General features: G+C 42.2%; 14 protein-coding genes. 3 read left to right on the top strand and 11 right to left on the bottom strand.

Annotation, left to right across the window (positions count from 1 at the left end; translation table 11 throughout):
* Positions 1–124 precede the first annotated feature (124 nt).
* From AC0VX1_RS24950 to AC0VX1_RS24960, 3 genes are read right to left on the bottom strand one after another with little or no spacing between them, the layout of a single operon-like run.
* Positions 125–883 (bottom strand): iron ABC transporter ATP-binding protein, encoded by a 759-nt coding sequence (locus tag AC0VX1_RS24950; RefSeq protein WP_034310071.1) that lies wholly within the window; start codon positions 881–883, stop codon positions 125–127.
* Positions 877–1,824 carry an iron chelate uptake ABC transporter family permease subunit gene (locus AC0VX1_RS24955; RefSeq protein ID WP_048688138.1) on the bottom strand — a complete coding sequence of 316 codons (948 nt, stop codon included), beginning with the start codon at positions 1,822–1,824 and terminating at the stop codon, positions 877–879. Before AC0VX1_RS24955 ends, AC0VX1_RS24950 begins: the two co-directional genes overlap by 7 nt.
* Positions 1,817–2,767 carry an ABC transporter permease gene (locus AC0VX1_RS24960; RefSeq protein ID WP_053536781.1) on the bottom strand — a complete coding sequence of 317 codons (951 nt, stop codon included), beginning with the start codon at positions 2,765–2,767 and terminating at the stop codon, positions 1,817–1,819. Before AC0VX1_RS24960 ends, AC0VX1_RS24955 begins: the two co-directional genes overlap by 8 nt.
* A gap of 265 nt (positions 2,768–3,032) precedes the next feature.
* Between AC0VX1_RS24960 and AC0VX1_RS24965 the strand changes: the two genes are divergently transcribed.
* The 3 genes from AC0VX1_RS24965 (at position 3,033) to shc (ending at position 7,303) form a co-directional block, all read left to right on the top strand.
* Positions 3,033–3,374 (top strand): DUF1450 domain-containing protein, encoded by a 342-nt coding sequence (locus AC0VX1_RS24965; protein ID WP_231892147.1) that lies wholly within the window; start codon positions 3,033–3,035, stop codon positions 3,372–3,374.
* A 218-nt stretch (positions 3,375–3,592) separates the two neighbouring features.
* The gene (locus AC0VX1_RS24970; RefSeq protein WP_475469484.1) at positions 3,593–5,242 is read left to right on the top strand and encodes a M14 family metallopeptidase; all 1,650 of its coding nucleotides are present in this window, start codon (positions 3,593–3,595) and stop codon (positions 5,240–5,242) included.
* 165 nt (positions 5,243–5,407) lie between these two features.
* Entirely contained in the window at positions 5,408–7,303 is a 1,896-nt protein-coding gene (gene shc, locus AC0VX1_RS24975; protein ID WP_475469485.1) for a squalene--hopene cyclase, read from the top strand.
* 227 nt (positions 7,304–7,530) lie between these two features.
* Here the strand turns inward: shc and AC0VX1_RS24980 are convergent, their stop codons facing one another.
* From AC0VX1_RS24980 to desA, 8 genes are all read right to left on the bottom strand, one after another.
* A complete protein-coding gene (locus tag AC0VX1_RS24980; RefSeq protein WP_475469486.1) occupies positions 7,531–8,013 on the bottom strand; it encodes a tetratricopeptide repeat protein in 483 nt (160 codons plus the stop codon).
* Positions 8,014–8,261: 248 nt separating this feature from the next.
* Positions 8,262–8,810 carry a PepSY domain-containing protein gene (locus AC0VX1_RS24985; protein WP_475469487.1) on the bottom strand — a complete coding sequence of 183 codons (549 nt, stop codon included), beginning with the start codon at positions 8,808–8,810 and terminating at the stop codon, positions 8,262–8,264.
* 64 nt (positions 8,811–8,874) lie between these two features.
* Complete coding sequence (locus AC0VX1_RS24990) at positions 8,875–10,230, bottom strand: sensor histidine kinase (protein ID WP_475469488.1); 1,356 nt, start codon at positions 10,228–10,230, stop codon at positions 8,875–8,877.
* Positions 10,227–10,922: a response regulator transcription factor gene (locus AC0VX1_RS24995; protein WP_413021746.1), complete on the bottom strand. Its 696-nt coding sequence runs from the start codon at positions 10,920–10,922 to the stop codon at positions 10,227–10,229. The genes AC0VX1_RS24990 and AC0VX1_RS24995 overlap by 4 nt, the downstream gene beginning before the upstream one ends.
* Positions 10,923–11,080: 158 nt before the next feature.
* Positions 11,081–11,602, bottom strand: coding sequence for a peptide-methionine (S)-S-oxide reductase MsrA (msrA, locus tag AC0VX1_RS25000; RefSeq protein ID WP_053536794.1), 522 nt, complete (start codon positions 11,600–11,602; stop codon positions 11,081–11,083).
* A 105-nt stretch (positions 11,603–11,707) separates the two neighbouring features.
* Positions 11,708–12,316, bottom strand: a complete 609-nt coding sequence (locus AC0VX1_RS25005) for a response regulator (RefSeq protein ID WP_413007952.1) — start codon at positions 12,314–12,316, stop codon at positions 11,708–11,710.
* 12 nt (positions 12,317–12,328) lie between these two features.
* Entirely contained in the window at positions 12,329–13,450 is a 1,122-nt protein-coding gene (locus AC0VX1_RS25010; protein ID WP_413007950.1) for a sensor histidine kinase, read from the bottom strand.
* A 93-nt stretch (positions 13,451–13,543) separates the two neighbouring features.
* Positions 13,544–14,602 (bottom strand): Delta(5) desaturase DesA, encoded by a 1,059-nt coding sequence (gene desA / locus AC0VX1_RS25015; RefSeq protein ID WP_413007948.1) that lies wholly within the window; start codon positions 14,600–14,602, stop codon positions 13,544–13,546.

The raw sequence follows: 14,602 nt of genomic DNA on the forward strand, positions 1-14,602 counted from the left end.
CCAGATGAACAGGAGGCGGCTAAGGTCTTGGGCGCCCGCCAACTCTTAGCTGCCTAAGAAGCGTACGAGGTGATTTCTGGACGGCTACGAATACTGAAGTAATTTAAAACCGAATGGAATTGTCTTACGTGAAGTACACACAGATCTTATTGTCATTGATACTTTGGATTTCAATATCCATATCATAAATTTCCTTTAATACATTGGAATTGATGACTTGTTCGGTAGGTCCATTATGAACAACCTTGCCATCCTTCAATGCGACGATATAGTCGGAATAACAGGATGCAAAATTAATGTCATGAATGACGATGATGACCGTTTTCCCCAATTCATCGGCCAATCTCCTCAATACCTTCATGATTTGGACGGAATGCTTCATATCAAGATTGTTCAGGGGTTCATCAAGAAGCACATACTCCGTGTTTTGAGCAATGACCATGGCAATGAAGGCCCGCTGTTGCTGCCCGCCGCTCAGCTGGTCAAGAAACTTATCCTGCATGTCAGCAAGTTCCATATATTCAATCGCTTCATCGACGTATTTCCAATCCTCTTTCGTCAGCTTTCCTTGTGAATAAGGAAAACGGCCAAAGGCGACCAGTTCACGAATCGTTAAACGGATATTGATGTGGTTAGCCTGCTTTAAGATGGCAATCTTTTTCGCAAGTTCATTGCTATTGAATTTCCCCATATCCTTACCCTCGATAAGGACTTCTCCTGAATCCCGGGTAATGAGACGGCTGATCATCGAAAGGACGGTACTTTTACCCGCTCCATTGGGACCGATGAAGGATGTGATTTTCCCTTTCATTATTTCGATGGAAACATCCTCGACAACCGTTTTATTATTATATTTTTTGAATAAATTTTTCACTTCTACCATGATTTATTCTCCTTTAATAGAAGATAGATGAAATAGACACCGCCGACAAAGTTGATGATGACACTTAAGGTCGTGGAAAACGTAAAGATCCTCTCTACAATGAATTGGCCGCCGACCAAGGCAATCACACTGATCAGCATTGCACCCGGGAGGATATGTTTATGCTGATAGGACTTAATGAATTGATAAGCCACATTTGCAACAAGCAATCCAAGGAACGTGATTGGACCGATCAAGGCAGTCGAAATGGAAATTAAAACCGTAACGACGATTAAAACCCGCTTCGTGACAAAATCATAATCCACACCCAAGTTTATGGCTTGGTCCCTCCCTAGGGACATGACATCTAAATACTTCAAAAATCTCATGAAATATATCATTGCCGCAATCATGAGGATAATAGCTAACGTTAACAGGTCCGTGTTGACATTATTGAAGCTGGCGAACATTTTATTTTGAATGATTTGGAATTCATTCGGGTCAATCAATACCTGCATGAATGAAGACATGCTGCCGAATAAGGTTCCGAAGATGATACCGATCAGCAATAGGAAGTAAATATTGCGGTTTTTCTTGAACATGAACTTGAACAGCAGGCTTGCAAAAATGAGCATGGCCGCTAGTGTAATCAGGAAATTGAGATTTTTATTCATGATCATGATATGTGTTGAACCGAAGATGAAAATGACTCCCGTTTGAATCAGCATATACATGGAGTCCAACCCTAAAATGCTTGGCGTCAGGATTTTATTATTCGTGACCGTCTGGAAAATCACTGTTGAAAAAGCAATTGCACAGCCAACCACGATGATGGCGATGATTTTTATGACCCTTCTCGGCAGTGCATAATCCCAATTCGGGCCAAGGTCCCAAAAGATATAACCTGCCGTTAAAGCAGCTGCAAGAACAGCCAATATAATGATCCTACTTTTATTATTCATATGCCTTTCTCCTCAGTATCAGATAGATAAATACGGCGCTTCCTATCACACCAACCACGAGTCCGATCGGGATTTCAAATGGATATATAAGGATCCTGCCCAGAATATCGCAAATCAATAGGAAGACTGCCCCTAGCAATGCTGTATGAGAAAGACTCTTTTTCAAATTGTCACCAAGGTAAAGGGATACAATATTTGGTACGATCAATCCTATGAAAGGAATCGTTCCCACCGTTAACAAAACGACAGTGGAGGATAATGCCACGATGATCAATCCAAAATTGACTATAAACTTATAATTGAGTCCTAGATTGATAGCAAACTCCTCTCCCATCCCTGCCACAGTGAATTTATTGGCAAAGAAGTATGCGAGAATGACTAGCGGGATACTCAGATATATAAGTTCGTACCTTCCCGACATGATCATCGAGAAATCACCATTCATCCATGTGTTGAGGCTTTGAATCAAATCATATTTATAGGCAAAGAAAGTCGAGATCGATCCTACGATATTACCAAACATCAAACCAACCAATGGAATGAAGATCGTATCCTTATATTTCACTTGATCAAGAATTTTCATGAACAAGAATGTACCTGCCAAAGCGAATATGAAAGCGAATGCCATTTTCTCAATAAGTGCTGCCGATGGAAAAATGATAATGGCAAGAAGAAGTCCCAGCCTTGCAGAGTCCATAGTACCGGCAGTCGTCGGGGACACAAATTTATTGCGGCTCAATTGCTGCATGATCAGACCGCTTATACTCATTACGATACCGGCAATGACTATGGTCACCATTCTAGGGAAACGGCTTTGCAGCATGATTTGCACTTTATCATCACTTAGATTCAATAAATCCAGGGGGGTAATATCTTTTACACCAATGAATAATGACGTAAACGATAGAACAATTAACGCCATGACTAAATATCTTATCTTCATCTACATTTCCTACTCTTCCTATCTCACTTTAATACAGCGATAATATTTTTAATTAAATATATTTGAATAAAGACTATCATTAAGTCACCTATTGAAATGGGACTCATTAAGTTGCAATAGTTACAAGGATCTTCCATTCGTGATAATGAGATTCATTATCATCTATTCTTATTCTATCATTTCTGGGACATGTGTCAATATATACAAGGGAATTACTTGATATTCTCCCGATAGTCCAATTGTAATGAATTCGGATGAACCAACCATGCATTTCATTTCAGGAAGTGATAAAATCAAAATAACAAATATTTACTCTTATAATGAAAGAAGCGATATGATGAAAAACTTGTTATCCAAAGTGTTCTCAAAAAAGGCGAAAATCCAGATTGAATTTTGCCAAAATAATCTTGACCGCTTCCTTAATGAACAAACAATTGCCGATTATGGTAAGTTCTTAGAGAATCCAAGGATTCAATATAAGGAATATGAATGTTTGAGTGAGTGTAAACTTTGTAAGAAAACCCCCTATGCGAAAGTGAACGGCCAGATAATGAGTGGCGAAGATTCACAGGATCTTTTAAATAAGTTATATGATGAATTGAAATGATACGGGTTAAGCAAATAGCTTAATCTGTATCATTATGACTTTCCACCTGTAATTATATAGAATACAGGTGATGAACATCTATTAAAAGGATTGCGAATTTTACCATGGAATCATTAATCTAGTCGTTACTTCCTATTTTTCACTATTTCATACGTTTTCACTGTATAAATAGTTTAATATATGATAATTTATGGAAAAAGATAGACAGGAGGACGTCCATGAAAAAAATCATTCCTACTATTGTATCAGTCGTAACACTAGGTCTCGTCACTGGATTGCCTGGCCCCTTAGCCGAAGCCGAAGAATTCACCCCTTATTATGGAAATGGTCCAAGCTACATTCAACCAGATAACCTCTCCCACCTTTTCCCTGACCCTAATGTTTCTTTCAAGACCCCTGCCTTTAAACAAAACAAGATCGCCTTTACGAGCCAGGAAGAAATGTTTGATCATATCAAGTCCCTCGCCCATAAAAACAAGAACATCCAGGTCAAGACGATAGGTAAATCCACAGAAGGACGCGACATCCCGATGCTTCTTTTCAGCAAGGATTCAAAAAGAACGATTAAGGGTTCCCATAAACCATTGATTTGGATTCAAGGTCAGATCCATGGCAATGAACCCGCATCGGGTGAATCAACATTAGTCCTTGCACAATGGCTGGCTGAAGGCAAGCTTGGTGATGTCCTCGATAAAGTCAATGTTGCCATCGTTCCACGGGTCAATCCCGATGGCTCTTATTATTTCAAACGATTTACCGCAAATGACATGGATGCGAATAGGGACTACTTAAAAGTGGAATATCCTGAAGTACAGACGATTCATCAATCAATCGATGATTATGAACCGGAAGTCATTCTGGATGTACATGAATATACAGTGAATCCCGCCCCCCTGAAAAAGGTGGGAGCAAATGGATCGATCGCTTCCTATGATTTACTCATCTCCTCAGCCAAGAATTTAAATATTCCCGAACAGCTTCGAAAAGCTTCCGATCAACTTCTTTTACCCAATGTTTTTAAAACATTGGAAAAAGAAAAGCTTTCCTATCACGATTACTATACACTGGCCACTTCTGATGATGGGGTCCTTACCGCCACAGAAGGAAGCACCGAAGCCCGGATTGGCCGAAACGCCCTCGGTTTGAAAAATACAATGACCTATTTAATCGAAACAAGGGGAATCAATATCGGCCGTACCGATTTTAAACGACGTGTTTTTGCACAAGCTACAGCACAGGCAGCCTTTATCAAAACGACAGCCGAACAGGCAAGTAAAGTTAAAAAGGCCGTTAAACAGGCAGAAACTGAAATCGTGCAAAAAGGGCGAAGAGCAAATGATAACGATAAAATCGTCATCACCAGCGAAAATAAATTGGTTAAGGATCAAAAATTGACGGTAGTTGATTTAGCGAAAGCGAAAATGGTCGATGCCTCCATCGATTGGCTGGATTCAACCGATGCCTACCCTACCCTTGTCAGAGATCGTCCGACAGCCTATATCCTTCCTCCCGAATATAAAAATATCGCCAAGAAACTTCAGCTATTGGGAGTAGAAGTGAAAAGATTAAAAAGCCCCATGAAGGTAGCTGTTGAAAGCTATAGGGTCAATGATTTAATAGTTTCCGCTGAACTGGAAAGCGGACATTCCACAAGGGAAGTCACGACCAACGTCACTTCAAAAACTCGGGATTTCCCAAAAGGAAGCTATGTTTTCGACATGGCTCAGCCTGATGCCAACTTCATCTCCCTTGCCCTCGAACCTGAGGGCATAGACAGCTACGTGACATTCAATTTCATCCCGGCTGCCAAAGGAAAAGAACTGCCGATTTACCGCTATATGCGGTCATCTTCCTTACCAGTTAAATGATGCATAGGATCCAAATGACGCTTTGGCAGCTTTCATTGCCAAAGCGTTTTTAGTTCCCCCTCCTTTATTCTTGTGGGACGATGCACCTGACATGATTTCTTGAATGCAACGACAAGTTTTGAATATACATATAAACGGAAATGTGTTTTTAGAGGAGGAAAGTCATTGAACCAAGATGTACAATCGGAAATCAATCGCCTTGTTCATCGCTTGAAACAAGACCAATCCGCTGATGGTTCGTGGAATTATCCCTTTGACACCGGGATAACAGCAGATGCCTATATGATCATATTATTGAAAATTCTAGATATGGAAGATACTCCTCTTATAGAGGCTTTAGTAAAAAGAATCGAAAGCAAGCAAACGGAAAACGGGTCATGGAAACTATTCCAAGATGAGAAGGACGGCAATGTTACGGTTACGATCGAGGCTTACTATGGCCTTCTTTTTAGCGGACTCCGCAATAAGAATCATCCGCATATGAGGAAAGCCAAACATTTCATTCTTTCCAAGGGCGGCATCAAACAGGCCAAAATGTTAACGAAAATGATGCTTACTGTCACCGGTCAATATCAATGGCCGCGCCTATTCCCCATTCCACTCGAAGTGGTCTTACTGCCTCCGACCTTTTTCGTCAGCATTTATGACCTTTCCGTATATGGCCGGGTCAATATGATTCCATTGCTATTGCTTGGCCATAAAAAGTTTCAGATCACGACCCCGGACACGCCAAGTTTAAAAGATTTATTTCAAACAAGGGAGGACAGTTCCGAAGAGCAAGTGTGGGAAGAATACCGTACCGAAGAATATCGTTCCTTCTTTTCCAAACTTCAAACAGGCGTCAAAACCTTGATTGGTTATCCGGATTATTTGCATTCCTTGGCCTTGGATTCAACGAAAAGGTTCATGCTTGATAGGCTGGAACCAGACGGGACACTGTACAATTATTTCGGCTCTACCTTTTTCATGATCTTTGCCCTCCTTTCAATTGGATATTCGAAAAGAGATCCAGTGATTCTAAGGGCCATTGCCGGTCTGAAGGGGATGGCCTGCTCCATTGAGGGACACACACATATCCAGTTCACGACGCCCCATGTTTGGAATACCTCCTTAATAAGCTACGCCCTTCAAGAAGCGGGAATGCCTTTCAAAGACAAAACGGTCAAGGCCGCCAATCAGTACTTACTGTCACGCCAGCATTATATGTATGGAGATTGGCTGATCCATAATCCTGATGCAATTCCTGGCGGCTGGGGGTTCTCCGATTTGAATACCATGAATCCGGATGTCGATGATACGACCGCCTCACTGAGGGCGCTGGCTAAGCAATTGCAAGAGAAACCGGATAATCGGGACAGCTGGCAGCGCGGTGTCACCTTCACGATTTCCATGCAAAATGATGACGGTGGATTTCCAGCCTTCGAACGGAATAACGACCATAAATGGCTGCAGCTTCTTCCTATAGAGGGTTCGAAATATCTCCTGACTGACCCTTCCACCGCTGATCTGACAGGAAGGACGCTGGAATTCCTGGGGAACTATACAAATATGAAAAAGCCGGAAGAAGTCAGTAAAAGAGCGGTGGATTGGCTATTGGAAGACCAGAAGCGTGATGGCTCCTGGTATGGGCGCTGGGGCATCTGCTATCTATATGGCACATGGTCTGCACTGACCGGCATGAAGGCAGCAGGGCAAGCCACTGGACATCCATCCATCCAAAAAGCCTTAACTTGGTTGAAGAAAATTCAAAATGAAGATGGCGGCTGGGGTGAATCTTGTTACAGTGATATCAAGCAACGATATATCCCCCTCGGAACAAGCACACTGACACATACAGCCTGGGCTGTGGATGCGTTGATATCGGCATCAGAAAAGCCGACAGCCGCGATTGATAAAGGCATTGCCTACCTCATCCGTGCAGGTCAACAAGAAAGCTGGACCAATGATTATCCTGCAGGCCAGGGAATGGCGGATTTTTTGTATATCCATTATCATAGCTATCGCTATATTTATCCCCTTTTAGCCTTAAGTCATTACAATAAAAAATTCCTGGAGACTTAATCGCCAGTGTTTTTTTCATATTAAAGGTGAATATGTGGATTACCTGTGGAAAAGTAGTGAATAACACCGGAAAGTTATCCACAATCCGAGGTTATCCACATTCATTTATCCGTAAAAGTGGCAAAAGCAAGAATTTCCCCATCAAATTTGTTGATTCATTCATTTCGGCTATGTAAAAATGACTGGTTTTATACAGGTTTGTGGATAGTTTGGGGATGAGCACGATTTTATGTGAAAACTTTATCCAGTTTATCACTATAAAATTCTATCGCCTTAGCATAAGATTGTATTTCTTGATCCCTCGAGGTTTCGGCAATGATCTTCAAAAGAGATTCCATCGCAAGATCATGTTGGCCCAAATTATAAAATGCCATGGTCCTGAATACCAATAAAGCCTTATCCCCAGGAAACTTCTCCAGTCCGGATTCCAATGTCCGTCTTGATTTTTCATATTCCCCTATGGTGCGATATGTGCTCCCCAACCCGAGGTAGGCCCCTTTTGCATCCTCCTCCGGCAAACCTAATTCGAGTGCCGCTTCATAATAGGGCACCGCCTTTCCCTCAAGTCCGAGAATATCCAAACTCCAGGCACACTGATACTGTATGACTGCATCACCGGGATTTTGCTTTGCCATATCCATCAATATACGATTGGATTTTTCGAATTCCTTCTTTTCCCTTAAGAACAGGGCCCTCTCCAAATTTCCCATTGTCATTCCTCCATTGTATATGATTCCTTAATGCCCTATTCGCGATTCTTCTTTTCAATTCCTTCTTATATGTATAAACAGCCCATCTCCAAACAATGCTGCAGCCAGGAACTAATATGTTGTTAAGGATTTGGAAGCTTCACTTCCCCGACTGTCTTGGCAAATAAAAAAAGGATCTGCCTCCCGGCAAATCCTTTCATACATTTCAATCTCCATATATCATGGATTACTGTCGACATGACATATGATTAATCATCCAATTGGTTTTTCAATACTTTTCCCGTGGTGGCATCCACCACTACATCATATTCCTTTAGTCCTTGTTTTATTTCCAGCTCGTACACAAGGGTGCCATTCTCTGAATCCAGCTCCATATCCGTTACTTGACCATCCACCGCTTTCAAGGCAATCTTTTCAGCTTGATCACTGCTGACTTTTGCAGTTTCCACGGCTTGTTGAGTGCTCATATCCTCATCGTCACTGTCTTCCATCTCCTGAGAAAGAATCTCTCCTTTTTCAGCATCAACGTCAACGTCTTGATAGCCTTCCTTCGTTTTTACGGTCATTTCATAGGTCATCGGCTGGTCCCAATCCTTTTCAAATTGAGTAACTTCCCCGCCTAGTTTTTCTGAAATCATTTTAATAGCCTCATCCTCGGAAAGGTTCCCCTTATTGACTGCATATACCGCCGTTCCAGCAGCACCGCCGAAAAGCAATACGGACGCTATGGACACTGTCATGATTACCTTTTTCCTTTGAATGATACCTTCTTTAATCGTACTCCACTGTTTTTTCATGAATGATTCCTCCTTTAAGTTGTTACCCTTATAATAAGCACCCTTCATGAAATGAACATGAGCGTTAGATTAGAATTTGATGAGAAAGAGTAAGAGTCACCAACGTTCCCTCCCCCACCTCGCTTTGAATCTCCAATTTACCGTCGAATGACTCGACAAGCGTCCGGGCGATGGATAGCCCGAGCCCATTGCCTCCCGTTTTCCTTGCCCTTGATGAATCAACGCGATAAAAACGGTCAAATACATGTGGGAGATGTTCTGGTGATATCCCTCCGCCGTGATCTTTCACACCGATGACAATTTCATTATCCTGCCGTTTTATCATGATCTGTATACTTGATTCACTATATTTCATTGCATTGTCCAATAGGATGACTATCACCTGTTCAAGCTTACTGGAAATGGTCATTGCATAGATTTCCTTAAACTCTGACTCTATCGTTATTTCACGATTTCCCGTCCTTCTGAATGTTTGGGCAATCCCTTCACAAAACGAAATGAGTTCTATTTTCCCTTCCACATCTTCTGAAGGTTCCGTCTGGGAAGCTGACTGCAGAAGATGTTCCGTCAGTTTTTTCATCCGGACGGCTTCATGATGGATTGCCTCCACTGCCTCTTCCTGAATCGCCTGATCCTTCATTCCCCAGCGTTTCAATAGAGAGGAGTAGCTTTCGATGACCGTAATCGGGGTTTTCAATTCATGCGAAGCATCTGAAAGGAATTGCTGCTGTTGGTTATAATTCCGCTCCAGTCTTTCCATCATCCTGTTGAATGCCGCTCCCATCACCTGCAGCTCGTCCTTCGATTGATCCGATAGCGGTATTCGTTTGAATTCCCCGCTTTTCTCAATATCCTTCATCGTTCCGCTCATGACCGATATCGGTTTGAGGATCAGGTTGGCCAGCCACTTACCGGCAAGAATCGATAACAGAATGACAAAAAGGGATGCACCGCCCAAAACGAGGGCAAGCGTCGATAAATTATCAAGGAGGGTATCCTGCGGCTGTGTGACCTCGATCATCCCCAGTCTCTTCCCCTCATCAGGATAAGGATAACGGTAGGTCAATACATATTCACCGTCAGCTTTGGCAAAATCATATCCTTTCTCGTTAATGGATTTAACCGCAAGCCCCTTGAGGTCCTCTTCATCCGTAAATGATTTAACCAGCCTTCCATCCGTGTCGAATATCCTCACCATTCCATCGTCCGGGATATACGGCTCCATTAAATCGGAATCACCGGAAATCAAATCTTTCGTCAGGATATTTTCTTCGATTAATGAAGCTTGATCTTCAAGCAGATCCCGTTCCCTCTCTAACGATATCCAAAGGAAGGCGATTAAAACGATGGTACTCAGCAATATGAGCATGACGCTTAAAAAAAGACTGGAATACGATTGGATTTTCGTCCGAATCTTCATACTGGCTCCTTCAGGCTGTAACCTACCCCGCGGTAAGTATGGATGAGCTGCAGCTCAAAGGGATAATCTATCTTTTTGCGCAAATAACGGATATACACATCAACCACATTCGTATCCCCTGCGAAGTCATATCCCCATACATGTGTCAGGATTTGCTCCCTTGAAAGTACTTGATTTTTATTTTGCAAAAGATAAACCAGCAAATCGAACTCGCGTGAAGTCAGCTCAATCCTATTGCCTTGCCTGTGAATGTCCCTAGTCCCAAGGTTCAGCTTCAGATCGTGGATATTCAGTTCATCCGCTTCCCCTTCTGATTGGCTCTCCCTTACATTGGTACGAAAACAAGCACGGATTCGTGCCAGCAGCTCTTCAATTTCAAACGGCTTCGTTACATAATCATTCGCGCCATGGTCCAGGCCATTGACCTTGTCTGGCACAGCATCCCTAGCGGTCAGAAGGATGACAGGTGTCGATCCATTCTTTTTCCGGTAACGCCTTAGTACCTCTATACCATTCAACTCGGGCAGCATCACATCCAATAAGATTAAATCCCACTCTTCGGCTTCTGCCCTTTCCAGACCTGCCTTTCCCGTAAATGCCGATTCTGTTTGATAACCCTCATGATTAAGTTCCAGCTGAAGGACCCTCGCTATTTTTTCTTCATCTTCTATTATTAAAATTCTCTTATTCATGATCATCACCACCTACCCCTTAGTGTACTGAAGAAATATGAAAATATCATGAGAAATTGACCCCTCCGCATAAAAATCCGCTGAATTGATGAATTTAATTTTTGTACCTTTAAAAAGACAATAAAAAGAACCGGATGTGAAAACACACCCGATCCATTTCATTCACCGTTCCAATGCTGGCCAATGAATTCATCGCGTCCCGATTTCGCACGGTCCGCTTTATAATCATCTTTGTTTTTTTTATGATAGCCCTGATGGTACTCTTCGGCAGGGTAAAAGGTTTGGGCCGGAAGGATTTCCGTTACGATTGGTTTCTGGAACTTCCCGCTGGCCGCTACCTTTTCTTTCGCTTCAAGGGCCAGTTTTTCTTGAGCTTCATCATGATAAAAGATGGCCGTCCGATATTGGCTTCCTCTGTCATGGAATTGACCGCCATCGTCGGTTGGATCGATTTGCTGCCAATATAGTTCCAGCAATCTTTCATAAGGAAATAACTGAGGATCGAAAGTGATTTCCACGACTTCATAATGCCCCGTAGTTCCCGTCTTCACTTCCTCGTAAGTCGGGTTTTCAACATGTCCTCCCGTATAACCGGATACGATTCCCCCAATCCCCGGTTGTTCTTCAAATGGTGTCACCATGCACCAGAAACAGCCTCCAGCAAATGTAGCCTTTTGCATAATGGTCATCCTCTTTCCTTATGTAATAGAAATTAATATACCATAATTCAATCCTGACACTTTGCTATTTTGATTTGCAAAGCCTCCAGGGGATTTACGCTTTGTTCAATCCTTTGACCAGCCCTTTTCCTTGAATTTTACGATCGCTTCAACGCGGTTGCTTACATCCAATTTATCAAGGATGACTGATATATAATTACGGACCGTTCCATTGGTCAGATAAAGCTGGCTTGCGATTTCCTTTGTGGTCTTACCATCTGCGATCAATTTGAGCACTTGGCACTCTCTTTCAGTCAAAGGGTTTTCTTCTTCGAAAGCCATATCCACCAGCTCGGGAGCATAAATGCGCCGCCCATCCATGATGACACGGATCGAGTTCGCCAGTTCCTCACTAGGGCTATCCTTGAGAAGATATCCGCCTACCTCGGCCTTTCTTGCTCTTTCAAAATACCCAGGACGTGCAAAGGTGGTCAAAATGATGACTTTGCATTGGTGGCCCTGAACCTTGATCTCCTCCGCTACATCGAGCCCGGTTTTAACTGGCATTTCAATATCGGTTATGCAGATATCCGGCTTTAATTGATTGACGAGATTCATTGCTTCTTCCCCATTGCTCGCTTTCCCGACAACTTCCATGTCACTTTCCAAATCAAGGATGGAACCTAGTGCGCCAAGCAGCATCCGCTGATCTTCGGCAATTACGATTCGAATCAAGGTTAATCCCACCTATCCATTATTTTTTATAGCATTCGGAACCCTTATATACAGTGTCGTTCCATCTGTTGATCTAATATCCAGGCTGCCATTAACGAATTCGAGCCTTTCTTTCATTCCTTGAAGCCCATTTCCTTTAATATACTCTGATCGATGTGAAAGTCCCACTCCATTATCCTGTACTGTGATCGTCACCCCTGTTTGTAATTCTTCGATGACGATATTACAGCAGTCCGCACCGCTATGCTTGACGATATTGGTCACAGCTTCCTTCAAGCACATGCTCAAAACCGTTTCAACAAGCAAAGGGGTATCTCGCAATTCCGCGGTGCCTTCCAAATTGAATTCTATCTCTGCCGCTTTCAATATTTGCTTGACCCGGATGATTTCATCGCTTAGCTTGGCCCCACGCATTTCCGACACCATTTCACGAACTTCCTTGAGTGCCGTCCTCGCCGTTTGCCGGATATCCTTGATTTCCTTCTTGGCCGTCTCTGGATTCAAATCGATCAATTTCCCTGCAAGGTCACTTTTCAAGCCAATCAAAGATAGCTTTTGTCCAAGTGTATCATGTAAGTCACGGGCAATCCGCTGACGTTCTTCCATTTTGCCAAGCTCTGATATTCGTTTATGGGCGTCCTCCAATTGTTCTTCCAGCATACCCCGTTTGTTCCGATTATACGTGTTGAAAGGGAGAAGGATCACGCCTACCACACAAATGAGCATAAAGGGAAATTGCGAAAAGAAGGTAGGGTCTTTCATGATGAAGCCAATATTGACAGACACGATGGTAGCCAATAGCTGGATTGAATATAATACGAAAAAGCCAACCTTATTTTGAACATTCCCAATAAAGAATGCCAAAAAGAGTGAAAAGTAAATGTAGCTGAAAAATATGGTCATCGATATGGAAATGATTATTTGTATCGCCGTCCATACGTATACGGGCCATCCCTTCGAAACGAATGAGAGACCATATGATATGAAAAACAAAATGATCATGACGATTCCAAAGACTATCTCCAACATCGAAGAGGATTTGAAGATGAAATAAAAAGGAAGGATACAAAAAATGATCCAGACATAAGGGCTCAGCCCTGTGTTTTTCGGAAAGATATGATACCAACTTTGCATGGCGCCGCCTCTATTTCTTTTTACTCTAGTATATACTAAGGAGTTTCATCAAAAAACCACCCAATGGAAATTGAATGGTTTTTGATGAACGATTTATTTTTCTTGAAGACTTGAACGTTTAGTATTGATTTCCACCTTAGTTTTTGTTTCATTTAGACGTTCCTTAATCTCTTTAAAACTTACAAACGTCTTGTTTTCTTCATCATATAGGCGGAAGCGAAGCGATTTTAAACTTGAACTAATGGTGATTGTCGTTGCCTGCTGCAATGGCAGGGTTGAGTCATGGACTTTTTCCAAGTTATAGTTTGGCACTCTTGGACTAAGGTGATGCACGTGGTGAAAACCGATATTACCGGTTACCCATTGCAAAACCTTTGGAAGTTTATAATAAGAACTTCCATCAATGGCAGCCTTCACGTAATCCCATTCAGATTCCTCTTCGAAATAAGAATCTTCGAACTGATGCTGTACATAAAACAGCCAGATGCCCAGCGATCCCGTTACAAAAAGCATAGGTACCTGAATCATCAGGAATGCCTGCCATCCGATAGCCAAGCATAAAAGACCATAAATTGCCACGATTGCAGCATTTGTCAAATACGTATTCATCCGTTCTTTCTTTTTTGCGCCCTTTTTATTCAGACGGTTCGATACAAGAAATAGATAAAATGGACCCAATCCAAACATGACGATCGGATTTCTATATAAACGGTAAGCAAGACGCCCCCAGAATGAAGCGGCGATATATTCATCAACGGTCATGATCCAAATATCCCCTGTGCCGCGTTTGTTTAAATTACTGCTTGTTGCATGATGTATGGAGTGGCTATGCTTCCATTGCTCATACGGAAATAATGTAACGATTCCACTGATTGTACCCAGGATGCTATTCGCTTTCCTGCTTTTGAAAAACGATTGATGACAGCAATCATGGAAAATGATGAAAATCCTGACTACGAATCCTGAAGCAAGAACGGCCAATGCAAGTGTCAGCCAGTATGAAATGGTTAAGCTTTGATAAGCTAAAAACCATAACAGGAAAAATGGCGGAAATGTATTTATGAGCTGTTTCACGCTTGATTTAGTATTGGATTTTTCAAAAGGGGCAATATCTTTTCTCAATTGTTTTTGATTATGATTATGATGACTCAT

It is taken from the genome of Peribacillus sp. QJM3NY_7 (assembly GCF_056173225.1).